The 16,757-nt window shown below is 69.7% G+C and carries 16 protein-coding genes and 2 pseudogenes; 6 read left to right on the top strand and 12 right to left on the bottom strand.

Translation table 11 applies throughout. From position 1 onward, the window contains the following. Nucleotides 1-322 precede the first annotated feature (322 nt). Nucleotides 323-1,480 carry a hypothetical protein gene (locus tag GA0070624_RS27195; RefSeq protein WP_218105336.1) on the bottom strand — a complete coding sequence of 386 codons (1,158 nt, stop codon included), beginning with the start codon at nt 1,478-1,480 and terminating at the stop codon, nt 323-325. Nucleotides 1,481-1,947: 467 nt separating this feature from the next. Between GA0070624_RS27195 and GA0070624_RS27205 the strand changes: the two genes are divergently transcribed. After that, complete coding sequence (locus GA0070624_RS27205) at nt 1,948-2,148, top strand: site-specific integrase (RefSeq protein ID WP_091345729.1); 201 nt, start codon at nt 1,948-1,950, stop codon at nt 2,146-2,148. Here the strand turns inward: GA0070624_RS27205 and GA0070624_RS27210 are convergent. The 8 genes and pseudogenes from GA0070624_RS27210 to GA0070624_RS36150 form a co-directional block, all read right to left on the bottom strand. Then, entirely contained in the window at nt 2,141-2,503 is a 363-nt protein-coding gene (locus tag GA0070624_RS27210) for a hypothetical protein (protein WP_141715190.1), read from the bottom strand. The two genes, GA0070624_RS27205 and GA0070624_RS27210, sit on opposite strands and share 8 nt — an antisense overlap. Before the next feature lie 151 nt (nt 2,504-2,654). After that, nucleotides 2,655-3,146, bottom strand: coding sequence for a DUF6933 domain-containing protein (locus GA0070624_RS27215; RefSeq protein ID WP_091345731.1), 492 nt, complete (start codon nt 3,144-3,146; stop codon nt 2,655-2,657). 370 nt (nt 3,147-3,516) lie between these two features. After that, complete coding sequence (locus tag GA0070624_RS27220) at nt 3,517-4,653, bottom strand: tyrosine-type recombinase/integrase (protein WP_091345732.1); 1,137 nt, start codon at nt 4,651-4,653, stop codon at nt 3,517-3,519. 2 nt (nt 4,654-4,655) lie between these two features. Continuing rightward, a complete protein-coding gene (locus tag GA0070624_RS27225) occupies nt 4,656-5,030 on the bottom strand; it encodes a helix-turn-helix domain-containing protein (protein ID WP_091345733.1) in 375 nt (124 codons plus the stop codon). A 105-nt stretch (nt 5,031-5,135) separates the two neighbouring features. Continuing rightward, nucleotides 5,136-5,273: a hypothetical protein gene (locus tag GA0070624_RS36145; protein WP_245719026.1), complete on the bottom strand. Its 138-nt coding sequence runs from the start codon at nt 5,271-5,273 to the stop codon at nt 5,136-5,138. A gap of 507 nt (nt 5,274-5,780) precedes the next feature. Then, the gene (locus GA0070624_RS27235; RefSeq protein ID WP_091345734.1) at nt 5,781-6,323 is read right to left on the bottom strand and encodes a DNA cytosine methyltransferase; all 543 of its coding nucleotides are present in this window, start codon (nt 6,321-6,323) and stop codon (nt 5,781-5,783) included. Nucleotides 6,324-6,361: 38 nt separating this feature from the next. Continuing rightward, a complete protein-coding gene (locus GA0070624_RS27240; protein ID WP_091349900.1) occupies nt 6,362-7,291 on the bottom strand; it encodes a TRM11 family SAM-dependent methyltransferase in 930 nt (309 codons plus the stop codon). Nucleotides 7,292-7,334: 43 nt separating this feature from the next. Then, nucleotides 7,335-7,514 (bottom strand): annotated as a pseudogene (locus tag GA0070624_RS36150) (hypothetical protein); the annotation flags it as partial. Here GA0070624_RS36150 and recD2 point away from each other — a divergent pair. Together recD2 and GA0070624_RS27255 are read left to right on the top strand one after the other, a co-directional pair. Beyond that, nucleotides 7,508-9,610, top strand: a pseudogene (recD2, locus tag GA0070624_RS27250) (SF1B family DNA helicase RecD2); the annotation flags it as partial. The pseudogenes GA0070624_RS36150 and recD2 sit on opposite strands and share 7 nt — an antisense overlap. Nucleotides 9,611-9,643: 33 nt before the next feature. Next, the gene (locus tag GA0070624_RS27255) at nt 9,644-9,895 is read left to right on the top strand and encodes a hypothetical protein (protein WP_091349904.1); all 252 of its coding nucleotides are present in this window, start codon (nt 9,644-9,646) and stop codon (nt 9,893-9,895) included. A gap of 63 nt (nt 9,896-9,958) precedes the next feature. Here the strand turns inward: GA0070624_RS27255 and GA0070624_RS27260 are convergent, their stop codons facing one another. Continuing rightward, nucleotides 9,959-10,630, bottom strand: a complete 672-nt coding sequence (locus tag GA0070624_RS27260) for an HNH endonuclease family protein (protein WP_091349907.1) — start codon at nt 10,628-10,630, stop codon at nt 9,959-9,961. A gap of 268 nt (nt 10,631-10,898) precedes the next feature. Here GA0070624_RS27260 and GA0070624_RS27265 point away from each other — a divergent pair, with 268 nt between their 5' ends. Next, the gene (locus GA0070624_RS27265) at nt 10,899-11,846 is read left to right on the top strand and encodes an endonuclease/exonuclease/phosphatase family protein (protein ID WP_091349912.1); all 948 of its coding nucleotides are present in this window, start codon (nt 10,899-10,901) and stop codon (nt 11,844-11,846) included. A gap of 97 nt (nt 11,847-11,943) precedes the next feature. On the opposite strand, the gene GA0070624_RS27270 is transcribed toward GA0070624_RS27265, so the two are convergent. After that, the gene (locus GA0070624_RS27270; RefSeq protein WP_245719028.1) at nt 11,944-13,014 is read right to left on the bottom strand and encodes an ATP-dependent DNA ligase; all 1,071 of its coding nucleotides are present in this window, start codon (nt 13,012-13,014) and stop codon (nt 11,944-11,946) included. A 656-nt stretch (nt 13,015-13,670) separates the two neighbouring features. Here GA0070624_RS27270 and GA0070624_RS27280 point away from each other — a divergent pair. Then, nucleotides 13,671-14,747, top strand: a complete 1,077-nt coding sequence (locus tag GA0070624_RS27280; protein WP_091348255.1) for an IS110 family RNA-guided transposase — start codon at nt 13,671-13,673, stop codon at nt 14,745-14,747. Nucleotides 14,748-15,290: 543 nt separating this feature from the next. Then, nucleotides 15,291-15,656 carry an ArsR/SmtB family transcription factor gene (locus GA0070624_RS27285; RefSeq protein WP_091349914.1) on the top strand — a complete coding sequence of 122 codons (366 nt, stop codon included), beginning with the start codon at nt 15,291-15,293 and terminating at the stop codon, nt 15,654-15,656. A gap of 247 nt (nt 15,657-15,903) precedes the next feature. Here the strand turns inward: GA0070624_RS27285 and GA0070624_RS27290 are convergent, their stop codons facing one another. Further along, the gene (locus GA0070624_RS27290; protein ID WP_141715191.1) at nt 15,904-16,686 is read right to left on the bottom strand and encodes a hypothetical protein; all 783 of its coding nucleotides are present in this window, start codon (nt 16,684-16,686) and stop codon (nt 15,904-15,906) included. Nucleotides 16,687-16,757: the final 71 nt, after the last annotated feature.

Genomic DNA, 16,757 nt, shown 5'->3' on the forward strand with positions numbered 1-16,757 from the left:
CCTATGGAGACGAGTGGCGGCTTGAGTACTTCGGTCTTCCCGAAGAGGTCAATCAAGCACGATCAACGAGGCAGCACGCCCAGGACCTGCGGAAAGTAAAGACAGCAGGTGTGGCCAAAGGGCCTGTTCATCGCCGTCCAGTGCTCCCGGCTGCTCCCCACGTGCTCCCCGGGCGAACGTCGGCAAAGAGGGCCGTCGGCGTACGAGGGAATGTGCCCAGGATCGCGGACCGCGCGTCACAGAGCGTGGCCAGCCGTCCCTGGGGCCACGCGCGGACATGCCGAAAGTAGTGCGCCGTTTCGGATACCGACGTTCGAAGAGATCACTGCATGGCGGTGGCTGGTGGGTGATCGAACGAGACCGGGCAGCGGAAGATGTACAGGGCATAACCCCGGCCGATGGAGACATCGGTGGGGTTGGGCGGAGCCTCCGCCGGATCTTCCACCGGCCGCCAGCTGCCGCCCGACCCGTGCCACTCGCCGGAGTCGGCGGTGAACAGCAGCGTCATCGCGGTGCCACACTCCGTGCAGTCCACCGGATGCGGGTCGGTCAGCGACCAGTTCGCGAAGCCGCCCACCTTCCAGCCCGGCGCCAGTGACAGGTCGAACTGATAGTCGATTCCCTCCTCGTCGTCGGATTCCTCCTCGGTCTCCTCCTCCCAAGCGGTGATCCGGGCGTCGAGTTCCTCGGGCAGCAGTCCGCCGTACTGGTACTCGCGAATCTGTTCCGGGTACACGACGCAGGGAGTCGGCAGATAGGAGTCGTTGACGACGGGGGGTTCGGGAGCCGCGGCCAAGGGCCGGCTGACGTCGGCGCTCTGCCGCCAGTACAGCCGTACCCGAGGGTTGTAGCCCTCCTCGGGGTGATCCAGCGGGCACCACAGCACCTGCAACAGATCGGCGCCGTCCGGGCCGGTGAAGTCGGGAACGTCCCGGCGGTATAGCTGCGCCACCGGGACCAGCGAGATCGGCTGGTTCACCAGGCTGTGCGGCTCGGAGAAGTCGAGGCCCGGCAACTGCGCTCGCTCCTCGTCGGTCAGGGCGTAACGAGTGCCCGTCGCGTCGGCACGGGCCTGCGCCGCCGCGTAGATCTCCCGGCTGCGGCGGACCGTCGACGGCGTCCGGAGCCGGAAAATGTAGTGGGCATCGCCATCTATGCACACTGGCCAGGCCTCATCGGCCGGCCAGAGCAGCGGGCCACCGACCGAACTGTCGGCGGCCGTCGGCATACCGGGCCGGGGATGCAGCCGCGTGGCCGTCGCCGAGTGCTCCCTCAACTCGGGGAAGAGCTCCGTGATGTCCAGCGGCCGCGGCGGCGTGGTGCGAGTCATGGCCGATGATCCTAACGATCGGATACGACAAATCATGCGGTCCGCTGAGCCTCGACGCGGCATCCGCACTGCCGCGAAGCGCTCGTCACCGACGGTGATGTCGGCGCCGGTCGCCGACGTCCGGACGTGCCGATGAGCGATAGCGGTCATCGATGGCTTATCGGGTGCGCGGAGCCGAGTTCGTCCGTTGTAGCGCCGTTCAATCGGGGGCGGTCTCGAGGTATCCGGTGAGGTAGGTCAGCGCTGCTGCGGCATCTTCTCCGTCGCCGTGCGGCCTGCGAAGGTCGTCGATGAACGAGGCGACATCGGCTAGCGCCCACCAACGTCGATGGAGGGCGATACCGGCAGGTGTGGCAATGCGACCGCTCGCCCGGGTGTATTGTGGCCAGCACCCTCGTTGTCGAGGCCGACTGGCTCAGCACCGACCAGGCTGGTGAATGCCGTGGTGAGCATCCACAGGTCCCGTTCCGGTGGTGCGATCTGCACGGTCCCCAAGTCGATGAGCCGCATCCCACCCGGGGTTCTCACCTACCCTCGGGCTGGGTCATCTGCAGTTCGAAGCCCTGATCACCGCCGCACGGCTGTCGGACAACCCGAACGACTTCGCGCTGATCGCGATGCTCGGTCTCCTCGGGTTGCGGATCTTCGAAGCCTGCGGTGCCAACATCGGCGACCTCGGTGAGGAACACGGCCACCGGGTCCTGCGGGTCCGCAGCAAGGGCGGCAAGGTCGTCCTGATCCCGTTGCCGTCAGCGGTAGCGCGGGCCATCGATCGGGCGGTCGATCACCTGCTGCTGGACCCCGTGCAACTCAGGTGAGGTGGCCGGCGCGCCTCATTGCCATGCCGATGGCGACCGCTGCGAAGTCGTTCGCCAAGACGCCGACATCTTCGATCGTTTCCCAGAGGATCAGTCGGCGGGCCGAATTGATCTCGAACTGAATACACTGCAGGTCGGCGGCAATGAGTACACCATACTGGCTGTTGTCCTCGCCCGAGATGAATCCCGCTAGGAGGACGTCCGATGCGCGCAGACCGCGGGCAGCCAGCAAGTCACGGAGATCAGCGAAATCGGAGTCCTCTCGCAGCAGGTCGGTGAGTTCTTCGACCTCCAGGCGGAGCTCTTCCTCGGTCCCGTACGGTCCGGGCACATTCCCATGCTCGTGATCCTTCACGGGTGGCACGCTACGACACCAGCCTCGGGCACCTCTCAACGACCGGATCTGCCGCTCCGGGTGGGCTGGCGTTCATCGCCACAGATGCCCGCGCGGTTTCGGTTCCAGCGGACGCGGGATGGTTTCAGTGCTGGTGCGGTTGCTGCGATGGTCAGGCTGCCGATGTGAGGAGGGCGGCGAGTTCTCGGTCCGGGCTGATGCTCTTGGAGTACAGGGGGCTGCACGGCGTTGTGGCCAGCCGCAGTGAGAGGTCGAGCAGGCTCTGGCCGGGGTCGTCGCGGCGGTAGACGGTGGCCAGGTAGCTGAACTCGTTCATGATGCCGACGACGCTGCGGTTGACAGTGCTGGCGACCCGATGCTCGTTCATGTGCCGTCGTTCGTTCTCGATGACGGTGTGCGGTGCCTGGTGGGCGGCCAGGGCGGTGGCGATGTGGTCGCTGATCCGGTCGAGCAGAGTGGCCGCGGGCGCCAGCGGCATCAGCACGGGCAGCAAGGTCGGTTCGTTGACCAGCAGCGCGGCCTGCGGGCGCCAGGGCAGGACGGTGGCATACCACTGGCCCAGTAGTGTGGTCGACTCCTCGCCAGCCAGGTCGGCCGTGCCGATCCGGGCCAGCAGTTTCTTGGTCGCGCGGACGATGAGCACCCTGCCATCCTGCCGGTCAGCGCCGGGCGGGCGCCGCCGGAGGGTCGGGTGGCTGGCGGCGGCTGGCCACCGTCGAACCCGTCGGGTCGCATCCGCCGGGCATGGCTAACAGAGCCGATGAGTGGGTGCCTCGAGGCGGTAGGTTCCAGAGGCTCCAGTGCCGGTCAGGCTGTGGCAGGCGACGGCGGATGCCTGCCGCCGGCCAGTCCCAGCCGGGGCGGCCCCAGCACGTGAGACAGAGCCCTCGCCGGAGGCATCTCCGGTGTTTGTGACGGGCGCACCGTGGCGGGCGACTTCGGACGCAGGCTGCGCGACAGGTGCGGCAGGCGTGAGCGCGTCTGATGGCTTCGCCCTCGACCGGTCTGACCTGTCATGCGACAGGGCGCAGCCGGCGGACGACCGTGTCGGGGCTATCGGGTTGGGTGGTTTCCCAACGGTGCTGCAAGGCTTCGGTGAGATTGTTGATCATGGGTTCGGTGACGTGGCTGTAGATGCCCCTTACACCAGCGAGGCGGTGTCCGAGGCGGCGAGCTTGGGCGATCTCGGGGATGCCGTCTTCGATGAGCCAGGTCTTGTGGGTGTGGCGTAGGTCGTGGAAGTGCATGCCGGGCAGGATCGGCGGGATTCCTCTGTTCGGCTTGCCCGCGACGGCGGGAGTCCAGGCGCGGCGGTTGAAGTTGGAGCGGCGTTGGTGGTAGCCGCGGGCGCCGGGGAAGACGGTGGCGTGGGGATGATCGGCGAGGTGGGTGGCGAGGAGGTTGGTCAGGAAGCGGGGTAGCCGGATGTGGCGGACGGAGTCGTTGGTTTTGGGTGGGCCGAGGTACAGCTTGCCGTCGACTTCGTGCAGCGCGCCGACACCGGGGTGGACGTAGATGCTGCCGGTGGTGAGGTCGAGGTTGTCGCGGGCGAGGCCGGCGAGTTCTCCCCATCGCATGCCGGTGTAGGCGGCGGTGAGGATCATCAGCCCGTCGCAGGCCCGTGGTTGGCGGGCGACGATGGCGGTGACCTGCTCGGCGGTGGCGTGGGGTCGTTCGGCGCGGATGCCTTTGGGGATGCGGATGCCGCGGCAGGGGTTGAGCGGGATCCGGCGGTCTTCCACCGCTTCCTGCAGGATCATCGACAGGACCATGATCACGTCGGTGACGGATCGGGGTGACAGGCGCTTGCCGAGGGCGACGGCGAGCGTCTTGACGTGTTGGCGGCGGATGTCGACCAGGGGCAGCGGGCCGAGGGCGGGCAGGATGTGCAGCCGCAGATGACTGCGGTAGGCCGACCAGGTGGCCGGGGATGCCTGGTGTGTTGACTGCCAGATCGGTACCCAGTCGGCGAGGGGGATGCGTCCGCCGCGGGGGTCGATAAAGGTGTCGCGGGCGACTTCCACGTCAATCTCTTTGGCGCGGATTACGGCGTCGGCGCGTACGTCGTGGACGGAGTCGGTGGTGACGGTGCCGTCGGGCATGCGGAGGCGGACGCGGAATTTGATGCCGCGCTTTTCCACCCAGGCCATGGCTATTCCTCCGATCGGTTCGTGTGCGGTGCGTCGGTGATGGACGCGTGACTTCCGGCGTGGGGCAAGTCGGTGGTGGTAGGCGGTCGTGGGCGTCGCCGGGTGGGGCGCCGTCCGGTGGCGGGTTCCGCGGCGGCGGCGATGATGGCGGCGAGGTCGGCGGCGGAGAAGCGCAGGTGCTTGCCGAGGAAGGTGCAGGGGATCTGGCGGCGGCCGGCGCGGCGGCGCAGCCAGGATTCCGTGACGCGCAGTCGTGCTGCGGCTTCTGACGGGGTGTAGAGACGCGGTTCTTGGTCGTCGCTGTGACCGGTTACGTGGGCGGGTGGGGGCGCGGGTGGCGGTAGCCGGCGTCGGGGTCGAGGCGGGGTGGATTGCATGCGGCTTCCTCGAGTCGAGGTGGGTGACGGGGCCTGGGCCAGCACGGGTGGCTCTTCGCGGGCAGCGTGGGGCCGTCCGCGAAGAGCCACGTGGTGCGGCAGGGTTCAGTGGTGGCGGCGCAGCAGGAGGCGGAGGGCGGTTGCCGCTTGGGCGGTGACGACGCCGTTGCCGAGGACGCGCAGCGCGGCGGTGCGGGGCAGTCCGAGTGTGGGGTTGGTGACCCAGTGTTCGGGTAGGCCCATGAGCCATTCCACGAACGGCGGCGCGAGGACGGGTTTGCCGTGCTGCCCGGGTTGGGTGGGTGCGGGGACGGGCCGGCCGATCAGTATTTCCCAGCTGGCGATCGCGGGGGCGTAGATCCCCAGGTGGTCTCGTCGAGTGTGCCGAGGCTTCCGCTGGTGAGCTGGGCGACGGTGGTGCGCAGGTTCGCGCCGCCGTCGCCGTGGCGGCCGGGGCCGTGCGCGTCGGAGGCCCGGGGCGTCGGTAGGCGATGTGGTACGCAACGCACGGCCGCTGACGGCAAGGTGAGGTCCCCGTGCGAGCCCCGTTGCCCTGGGCAGCCTTTCTGCCCGTCGGTGGCACGCGGGGTGGGCAGCAGTACTTGTGACAGGGGCGGCCGGAAGCCTGTGCCGGCGCGACGGCCTGAGGTGCCGGTGTCGCTGGCGCGTGGGGTCGGTAGAAGGTTATGCCGGGTGCCGTGGGGTTCGATGACGTCGGGCAGTCCGTGCTGGTGGCCGGGCCCCTTGCCGTCACGGGCGCAGGGTGTGGGCAGCGTCCGCAGCCTCTCCCCCGCTTCGGGTGGCGAGCAGGAACAGTCGGTCGCGTCGGTGGGGTGCGCCGATGTCGGATGCGCGTAGGCATAGCCAGCTCGTGTCGTACCCGAGCGTGGCCAGGTCGGCGTGGACGACGTCGAGTCCGCGCCGCCGGAGGACGGCCACGTTCTCCACGAACACGAGCGGTGGTCGAAGTATGCGAATCGCTGTGGTGATGTGGTGCCAGAGGCTGGAGTGGGGGCCGGTGATGCCGGCGCGTTTGCCGGCGTTGGAAATGTCCTGGCAGGGGAACCCGGCGGTGAGGACGTCGACGAGCGGCACGTGGGTCCAGTTGATGGTGCGGATGTCGCCGAGGTTGGCCACGTGCGGCCAGTGGTGTGCGCAGACGGTGCGGGCGTGTGGGTCGGTTTCGGCGTACCAGGCGAGCCGGCCGCCGAGCACCAGTTCGACGGCCATGTCGAGGCCGCCGTACCCCGTGCACAACGATCCGATTCGGGGCCCCAGGCGGTGGTCACTCACGCCACCCCCCGTGCACGCCGATGGTGATGGCCTGGCTGTCAGTCATCGGCGGCCCCGAGCGGGTCGGACTGTGCCGCCTTGGTGAGGATCAGGACGTCTTCGTGCGTGATCAGGTGCAGTGGCGTGCCGGCTGCGCGGGCCTTGCGGACGGCTTGGAGTTGGAAGAACGACGGGCGGGCGACGAGGTGCCCGTCGCGGACCGCGGCGAGGAGGGCGACGCACCGCTCGGTCGGCGTCAGGCCGGCGCGGACGCCGGCGGCGATGACGGCGGAGGGCAGGTCGACGAGTTGGCCGTTCTTGCGCCACGGCCTTGCGGTGACCACGACGGTGCCGCCGGGGCGGAGCAGGATCGCGCAGCCGGTGAGGATCTGTTCGAAGCCGTCGGTGAGACCTGTGAGGTCGCGGTAGGCGAGGTTTCCCTTGTCGGTGCCGTCGTTGTAGGCGTTGTCGAACTTCGCCACCCCGTCCGCGCCGGGCCGGACGAGGCCGTGGACGGTCGGCCCGTACGGCGGTGAGGTGACCACGAGGGCGACCTGGCCGGCGAGGGCGGCGGGCAGCAGGGACCGCAGCCGAGTGGCGTCCCCGCGGATTACCGAGGCCCGGCCGGTGGCTACCTGGGTGTGGGCGTGGGTGATGTTGGCGTCGGCGATGTCCGACCACCGCGACTCGTACTCCACTCCGATGGCGTCGCGGCCGGCGTGGACGGCCTCGACGAGGGTGGTGCCGATGCCGCACATCGGATCCAGCACCAGGTCCCCTGGCTGGGTGTAGGCGTGCACGGCGTGCGAGGCGATGGCCGGCAGCATGCGGGCCGGGTGCTTGACCGACTCGGGCACGTACCGGCCACGGCGCTGCACGGGTCCCGTGTGCTGGGCGGTGGCCCACACTGACAGGCCGTCTGGGTCCGGCTCGGCGCGGTGGCGGCCGTCGTAGGCGCGGTGGCGACCGAGGTAGACCTCGCGGGTCATGCCGTTGTGCGACTGGTTCGGCTCGTCGGGGGCAGGGATGTGCTCAGGCACGGCGACCGCCTTCCTGCCGACGAGCAGTCTGTGGCCGATCCGGTGGCTGGTGCTGGCTGAACACGAGCAGGTCGCCGTGCACCCGTAGGTGCGCCACTGCCCACTGCTGCTCGCTGGCCTGCTGGGCGAGGGTGAGCAGTTCCTCGTCGGTGACGTGGTAGATGAACGCGTCGCAGCTCCGACCTGCTGACCGTGGTGGGGGCGCTGCTGGGCGCGCAGCCCGGGGAGAGTCTGCGCCTGTCCGGGCGGTGGTCGTCGCATCCGCAGTACGGACGGCAGTTCGAGGTCGACTCCTACACCACCGTCTTGCCGGCCACGATCCAGGGCATCCAGCGCTACCTCGGCTCAGGCCTGGTCAAAGGCATCGGGCCGGTGTTCGCCGAGCGGATCGTCGCTCACTTCGGCCTGGACACCCTGCAGGTGATCGAGGAGGAGCCCTCCCGGCTGGTGGAGGTGCCGGGGCTGGGGCCGAAGCGCACGGCGAAGATCACCGCGGCGTGGGAGGAGCAGAAAGCCATCAAGGAGGTGATGGTCTTCCTGCAAGGCGTCGGGGTGTCGACGTCCCTGGCGGTGCGGATCTTCAAGCAGTACGGCGACGCTTCCATCGGCGTGGTCACGAAGGAGCCGTACCGGCTGGCGGCGGACGTGTGGGGCATCGGGTTCAAGACCGCCGACACCATCGCCCAGGCCGTCGGGATCCCGCACGACAGCCCCCAGCGGGTCATGGCCGGCCTGCAGTACACCCTGTCCGAGGCCACCGACAGCGGCCACTGCTACCTGCCTGCCGCGCAGCTCGTCGCCGACGCCACGAGGATCCTCGACGTGCCCGGGGACCTCGTCACCCGCTGCCTCGACGAACTCGCCGCCGACGAGGGCGTCGTCCGCGAGACGCTGCCCGGCCCGGACGGGGAGCCGGTGCAGGCGGTGTATCTGGTGCCGTTCCACCGCGCCGAGCAGTCCCTTGCAGGCTCCCTGCTGCGTCTGCTCAACGACCGGGCCGACCGGCTGCCCCATTTCGCCGGCGTCGACTGGGGCAAGGCCTTGGCCTGGTTGAAGGCGCGCACCGGCGCCGACCTGGCCCCGGAGCAGGAACAGGCCGTCCGCCTGGCGCTGACGTCAAAGGTGGCGGTGCTGACGGGCGGGCCGGGCTGCGGCAAGAGCTTCACCGTCCGCTCGATCGTCGAACTCGCCACCGCCAAGAAAGCCAAGGTCACCCTCGTCGCCCCGACCGGCCGCGCCGCCAAACGCCTGGCCGAGCTCACCGGCCACCCCGCGGCCACCGTGCACCGGCTGCTGCAACTACGCCCCGGCGGGGACGCCTCCTACGACCGGGACAACCCCCTCGACGTGGACCTGCTCGTCGTCGACGAGGCCTCCATGCTCGACCTGATCCTGGCCAACAAACTCGTCAAAGCCATACCCCCCGGTGCGCACCTGCTCCTGGTCGGCGACGTCGACCAACTCCCCTCCGTCGGCGCCGGGGAAGTCCTGCGCGACCTGCTCACCGCCCCGGCGATCCCCAGGGTTCGGCTGACGCAGATCTTCCGCCAGGCCGCCCAGTCCGGCGTCGTCACCAACGCCCACCGCATCAACGCCGGCCGCCCGCCCCTCCTCGAGGGCATGTCGGACTTCTTCCTGTTCGCCTGCGACGACACCGACGCCACCGCCGCGCTCACCGTCGACATCGCCTGCACTCGCATAACGGCGCGCTTCGGGCTCGACCCGCGCCGGGACGTGCAGGTCCTCACCCCCATGCACCGCGGCCCCGCCGGAGCCGGCACCCTCAACACCCTGCTCCAGCAGCGCCTCACCCCCCAACGCGAGGGCCAGCCAGAGCGACGAATGGGCGGGCGGGTGTTCCGCATCGGCGACAAGGTCACCCAGATCCGCAACAACTACGACAAAGGCCAAGCCGGCATCTTCAACGGCACCCTCGGCATCGTCACCGCTCTCCCCCCCGACGAGCAAACCCTCACGGTGCGCACCGACGAGGACGAGAGCATCGACTACGACTTCGACCAGCTCGACGAACTCGCCCACGCCTACGCCATGACCATCCACCGCTCACAGGGCTCCGAATACCCCGCCGTCGTCATCCCCCTGACCACGAGCGCGTGGATGATGCTGCAACGCAACCTGCTCTACACCGCCGTCACCCGCGCCAAGAACCTCGTCGTCCTTGTCGGCTCGCGCCGCGCCCTCGCCGCCGCCGTACGCACTGTCGGCGCCGGACGCCGCCACACCGCCCTCGACCACCGACTTAGCTGACACACGCCAGTCGAACACTTGTACGATGCCGTGGTGGAGGACGTGGCGGCAAGATGGTGGAACGGGATCTGGGGGCGCCTGGGCCGCCGCGACGTGTGGCTGACCCGCGAAGTCCGGTGGAAGGTCGTCGCCCGCGCCGGGGACAGCGAGACCGGTCGGGCGCTGCGGTGGGAGTTCGACACCGAGCCGGAAGCCCTCGCGATGGTCCAGCGTCTCCTCGCCGCCGACGCCGGCGGCAGTTGGCGCAAGCAAGCCGGCGGTGCCACCTCGTCCCCGCCCCAGTGACGGCTCAGGTTCCGGCCGGCGGTCGCGTCCGAGAGGGCAGCGCCGCCGGCCGGAACCGCGCGGTCAGGAGCTGCAGGTGTTGAGCATGCCCTGCAGGGCGGACTTCTCCGACGACTGCAGGGTCAGGCCCCAGCTGTACTTCACGGTGATCCACATCTTGCTGTAGGTGCACCGGTACGACGTCAGCGGCGGCTGCCAGGTGGACGGGTCCTGGTCGCCCTTGGCCTGGTTCACGTTGTCGGTGACCGCGATCAGCTGAGGGCGGGTCAGGTCGTTGGCGAAGCTCTGCCGGCGGCTGGTGGTCCAGGAGTTGGCGCCGGAGCGCCACGCCTCGGCCAGGGGCACGACGTGGTCGATGTCGACGTCCGAGGCCGCGTACCAGGTCGCGCCGTCGTAGGGGCTGTACCAGCGGCCGGAGGTGGCAGCGCACGAGCTGTCGACCACGACGGAGGTGCCGTCGCGCTTGAGGACCTGCTCGCGGGTGTTGCAGGTGCCGCTGATGGTGATCCAGTGCGGGAACAGGTCGCGGGAGTAGCCGCTGGTCGAGCCCTGCGCCGCCACCGTCAGGGCATTGAGCTGTGACTGTGCCGTCGCCTTGGAGGGGATTCCCGGAGGCGTGGCCGCGGCTGGTTGCGCGTTCACGGCCACCAAGCACGCGCCGGCGAGCGCGGCGACGGCCGTCGCGGCGACACGTCGCCGCAGGGAGGATCGGGTGGACATCTGGGTGTCTCGCATGTGGGCCTCCTGGGAAACCGTGGTGGACACGACCATCTCCAACGATCATGTCCATCGAAGGTCGTCCTTGTGAAGGGGTGGAGGCACTTCCGCGAAGACTGAATTCAACGCCCCTGTCCCGGCACTGGGCCCATCAGCACCTCGCGGCCCTCTTGCAGCTGGCCTGCTCGTGGCTGTCGACATGGCGACGTAGCGGCAGTCGAGGATCTCCCGGCGGCCTACAGTGCGACGTTGAGCCTGGTAGCGGACCTGAATGCAGGGAGCGACGGTGGCCAACGACCTGATCGTCATGACGTGGAACGTGGAAAACCTGTTCCGGCCCGACGACACCGACCCCTCAGCCGCGGAAACCTACGCCGCGAAACTCGCCTACCTGGCCGGGCTCATCTCCGGCACCGGTGCCAACGTCGTCGCCCTGCAAGAGATCGGTTCTTCGGCAGCCGCTGAAGATCTCCGGGCCGCCCTCGGCGAGCCCTGGCAGGCGGTCGTGTCCGCCCACCCGGACGGCCGTGGAATCCGCGTCGCCCTCCTCGCCCGGCACGCCCTCACCGAGGAAGCGCAAATCATCGCGCTGCCGCAGGCCGGCCTGCCGGCGGTCCCCGACGTCGACGGCGGAACGCTCACGCACCTGGGCCGCGGAGCGGTTCAGGTCCACGTCGACTGCGGCGGGCCCGGCCTGCGGCTGCTGACCGCTCACCTCAAGAGCAAACTGCTCACCTACCCAGGCGGACGACGCTATCCGCGCAACGAGGACGAGCGCGCCCGCGGCGCCGGCTACGCCCTGCTGCGCCGTACCGCCGAAGCCGTCGCCCTGCGCGTACACCTCAACGACGTCCTCACCGCGGCCGCCGTCAACGGGCAGCCCGGCATGCCAACGATCCTGTGCGGGGACCTCAACGACGGACCCGACGCCGTCACCACCGTTCTGCTTGAAGGACCCGCCGACGGAGACGTCCACCGCCCCGACAAAGGCGACGCGATCCGGCTGTACAACCTCGGACGCCGCCTACCCCCAGCCCGCGCCTACTCCCGCATCTACCAGCGCCACGGCGAGCTCATCGACCACATCCTCGCCACCCGCGACCTACAGCTGCGCCTGGTCAGCATCGACTCCCTCGTCGACGACATCACCTCCATCGGCGTGTCCACCCGAAGCCGCGAGGCTGCCATCGTGCCCGACCACGCCCCGGTCGTCGCTCGCTTCACCGGGCCATAGAGCGACGGCCAGCGGTCGCCGAGGGCGTAGACGGCCGTCCTCAACCTGGGTGACTGAGGTTGTGAAGCCAGCCAGGGATTGTCGCCGGATCCGCCCGTCAGCCGCTCGGCGTCCCGAACGGGTCTTCACCCTCGCCAAGGAGCAGCGGCACGTCGTAGACCGACATGTCGGTCCGGGCCCTGGCGTACCGCACCCGATGGCGCCACCGCTGGTGCTCGAACGCCACGTCGGCCTCGATTTCCGCCACCACGGTCGGCTCCACCTGTACGTACCGCAGCGGCTCGGGCTGGTCCAACTGGCCCGACCAGGACGCCGGCAGCGGCTGCTGCCACGGGTGGGCCACGACGCCGCGGCGCGGCAGCCGCGGCGGCGCGAGCAGCGCGGCCAGCTCCACGGCCTGGATGGTGGTCAGGGGGTGGGTGCGGCCGGTGTATCGCAGCCGTCCCCGCCGGTCGAATCGGCCGAGCAGCACGGTCTCCGGGCTGCTGATGCTGCCGGTCACCCCACCGACGATGGCCTCCGTGACGATCCGGGTCCGGAACTTCGACCAGCCTCGCCGGCCGGGCTCGTACCGGCCGGCTAGCCGCTTGCTCACCACGCCCTCGATGCCCGCCGCGACGGTCCAGTGCAGCAACCAGTCCGACACCTGCCGCATGTCGGCCGTCTGCGGGGTCAGGGTGAGCTGCGCCGGCGCGCCGGCGAGCAGCTGCTCCAGCCGTGCCCGGCGCTCCGACAGCGGCAGGTCCAGGATCACCTGTCCTCCAGCCTCCGCGAGCAGATCGAACAGCACGTAGTGGGCGGGGCACTCGCGTGCCAGGCGCAGCAGGGCGCGGCCGGCGGTGACGCGCCGCTGCAACTGCGCGAAGTTGGTTCGGCCACGCTCCCAGACGATCAGCTCACCGTCGAGGACCACGCCTGGCGGGATGGCCGTCCGGATCGCGCGGGTGATGTCCGGGAAGTAGGTGGTCAGGTTCCGGCCGGCCCGCGATTGGAGGTACACCCCGTCGGTCTCGCGGAAGGCGATCGCCCGCCACCCGTCCCACTTCGGCTCGTGCACCAGGCCGGGGCCCTCGGGCACCGCGTCGACCGGCGCCGCGAGCATCGGCGCGACCGGCCGACGCAGCACGGGTGCCGCCGCCGCGCTTGCCCGCGGTGGGGCGGGAGTCACCTCCAGCTCCGCCCGTGCCAGCCGTGAACGCGTCTCATCATTCGTCCCCCACGTCATCGTGGGTACGCAGGAGGCCGTCTCGGGCGGAGATCCGCGACAACGAATCCGCCCGCGGCTCGTGCCACCGGTGGCGTTCGACCAGCCAGCGAGGGAGGACGCTGATCACGTCGCCGCCCGCGGCGCGTCGGGCCACCTACGCCCCACGCTCAGCCAGCCCCACCAGGGGAACGCCGACCTGCGCGGACTGCCCACGGCCGGCTACTCCCCCACCATGACTTCAGCGGCAGGCCGCGAACGGACCCTCTGGCGGTTCTTGCGCTACTCGCTCGTGGGCCACGGTCCGCAAGCATGGCGACAAAGCGCAGGTCCCAGGGGTGCTAGCAGGTTCGTCCATGATCAGGGCGTTTTCCACGGTGAGATGCTTCGTCCCGCCCGGTCGGCCATGATCGTCGTGCTCCCGGCGCTGGTCTGACTCTTTATCCACCTGGCGCCTCGGCTGCCCTTCGCCTGATTTGTCGGCCGCGCCGGGTGCACGCGCCGAACGGACGGGTGTGACCTGACAGGAGCCTGTGCAAGAGGTCCCATCACCGTGCTGTCCGTCCGCCCGACGGTGCGTGCTGCCCCGGTTGGTCACCTGGAAGGACAGCACTCCCACCATGACAGATCACCAGTTCGAAGTCATCGGCGGCGTTGACACCCACGCCGATACCCACACCGCCGTGGTCATCGACGAGGTCGGCCGGATGCATGGCCATCGCCAGTTCCCCACCACGGTGGCTGGCTACCGGGCGCTGCTGGCGTGGATGAGCGAACACGGTCCGGTGCGGTCGATCGGGATCGAGGGCACCGGCAGCTACGGCGTCGGCCTGGCCCGCTACCTGCGCGCCCAGGGCGTGCATCTCGTGGAGGTCGACCGGCCCAACCGCAAGATGCGCCGTCAGCGCGGCAAGTCCGACCCGATCGACGCCGAAGCCGCCGCTCGGGCGGTGCTGGCCGGCACCGCGTCCACCACCCCAAAGAACCGAGACGGGCAGGTGGAGGCCATCCGGGTCATCCGCGTGGCCCGCACCTCAGCGGTGAAGTCGCGCACCGCGGCGCTCAACGCCCTGGTCGGCATGGTCCGCACCGCCCCGGAACCGTTGCGCACCCAACTGCTGGACCTGCGCAACTCGGAGCTGATCATGACTGCTGCCGCGTTGCGGCCGGCCCTGGACATCGCCGACCCGATCGCGGCGACCAAGACCGCGATCCGTCGGCTGGCGCGTCGCATCATCGACCTGGACCGCGAGATCCGGGCCGCCGACGTCGACCTGCAGGTGCTGCTCAAGCAGGCCGCCCCGCAGCTGCTGGAGTTGCCCGGAGTCGGCCCTGAAGTCGCCGCGCAGCTGCTCATCACCGCCGGCGACAACCCGGAGCGGATCCGCGACGAGCGGGCGTTCGCCGCACTCTGCGGGGTCTCACCCATCCCCGCCAGTTCCGGTCGCACCGACCGGCACCGCCTCAACCGAGGCGGGGACAGGATGGCCAACAGGGCGCTCTACATCGTGGCGGTCAACCGGATGCGCTGCCATCCCGAGACGCAGACCTACGTCGAGCGCCGACGCGAGCAAGGACTGAGCAACAAAGACATCTCCCGATGTCTGAAGCGGTACATCGCGCGTCAGGTCTACCCGCTGATCTTGGAATCCCTGCGCATCCGGCCCCCGTCATCCACAGCCCTCGCAGAGCTCTGACCAGCCCGGCTTGCATTACAGGAGCATCAGCGGGCGCGGTTGTCCACAGCCTGGGGACCGCCGGTGGTGCGCCAAGGTCTCGACGGCGAAGCTGAGCTGGTCGGCGAGGCCGCCGCCCGGCTGCTGGCCACGGCCACACGCAGGTGGAGCAGCCCCAGCCGCAGGCCACCGACCACCGGTCCCCGCGTCAAGCAGCGGCGCGGGGACCGGCTGCACGCGTACGCAGCTAACGAGCGGACCCCGGCCCGCATCCGCAACCCTTGCCAGCCTGGGCATATAGGGTGCTCGTCGCGCACGCCCCTGCCCAGAGAACACGTACCGTCGAATGGGTGGACGTGCTGCTGCGCGGCGGGCCAAGTGGACGGGCACATCGTCCCCGGCGGCGGGGAAACCGTCCTGTGGCAGGCCTGCCTGTACGAGATCACGCCCGCGGTGGCACACCGGCGTGGACGCGACCAGGGGGTGTACCAACACCGCCCGGACTGCTGGCCATCGGGGTCCTGGTCCCGGTTCCACCGGCCTATCGATGGTGTTGGTGGAACGATGGAGGGCGTGGGAACTGCAAAAATGCCTGCTATCTCGCCGCTTGCTGGCGAGCCGATTAAGCGTGCCGATGCCGAGCGGCTCGCGGGAGTGCTGAAGGCATTCGCCGACCCGGCCCGACTGCGACTACTCAGTCTGATCCAGTCCGCTCCGGAGGGCGAGGCGTCCGTAAGTGACCTCACCGCGCCGCTTGGTCTCTCCCAGCCGACCGTGAGTCATCACCTTCGGATCCTCACCGAGGCCGGCCTGCTCGAGCGCGAGAAGCGCGGCGTCTGGGCGTACTACCGCCTGGTGCCGTCCGCGATCGCGGCGATCGCCGACCTGTTGACGCCGCCCCGCAAGCGCGCGACGAAGAAGGCCCGCTGATCGGCACTGTCGAAGGCCGCACCGGTGCCCGGTCCCCACCCGTCGGTCGGCAGACCCACGCAGGACGCACCTATCCAGCGCGCTGGGCGCGTGGTGTTCAAGAATCCCGCGGTAGCGGCGGCCCGCCCAACGTGGCGACCCGACCCGACCTGGCCGGGGCTGGAGGGCAGAACACCCGCCGTCAGGTCTTATCCCGCGCCTTGAAGCGACACCCCTGTTGGCCCGTTCCGACCCGGTAACCGTTTCCCTACTCAGAAATTGGCCCGGCTTGCCGGCGGCGCAGCGTGCGGATCCACCCCTGGGCGGTGTGCCGGGGCACGTCATAATGGTCGGCGACAGCCGTCACACTGCCGGCCTGCTGGTAGACCGCTTCGAGATCGGCCGGTGAGCGCCGGTACACCCGTCCCTCGCCTGCGGAGGATCCGCCGTTGGCGATCCGCTTCGTGGCCTTCGCCGCCGTAGTCGTGGCCTTGGCGCCCGTTGCGGTCTTCGGCTTGCCCGCTCGGCTGTGGGTCGCGCCGGCGCCTGAAGCCCGGGTGGCCTTCTTCGCTTTGCTTGCCCTGGTCGCCGGTGACGCCTGCTTAGGCACCACGACGTCAACCGCACCAGCTTCCACAGGCTTACTCGTAGCCGGCTCATCCGCACCCGTGGTAGGGGCGGTGGGCTGGACCGCCGTCGGCTCGGCGGCGGGCTCACCGTCGCCGATGGGCACGGCGCCGGCTGCGGGCGCCTCGTCGGATACGGCAATGGGCGGCGTGGCTATCGCCTGCCGCCCACCGGCGGCGGGCGCGATCGCCCTCAAGAGCAGGTCCAGGTCGACCGCGGGGATCTGGCCCGCGGTCAGCCCGTCCCCCTGCCCGGCGCGAACGACTAGTTCGGTGATGCGCGGGGTGGTGTCGTTCACCTCGACCTTCAGGGTTGTGATCGCTCGACTGGGATCGTCAGCGGCGATGGTGATGGTGTAGGAACTCATCAAATCATGGCCTCCAATGTGGATACCGGCTGTCGCCTCATGTAAGACGTCCGGCAACGCGGCAGGAACTCCACCTGTTCACCGATTGGTGTTGGTGAAGAAAGTACCGCAGACCCCCTGAGCCGATA

The organism is Micromonospora rhizosphaerae, assembly GCF_900091465.1.
Lineage (GTDB): Bacteria > Actinomycetota > Actinomycetes > Mycobacteriales > Micromonosporaceae > Micromonospora > Micromonospora rhizosphaerae.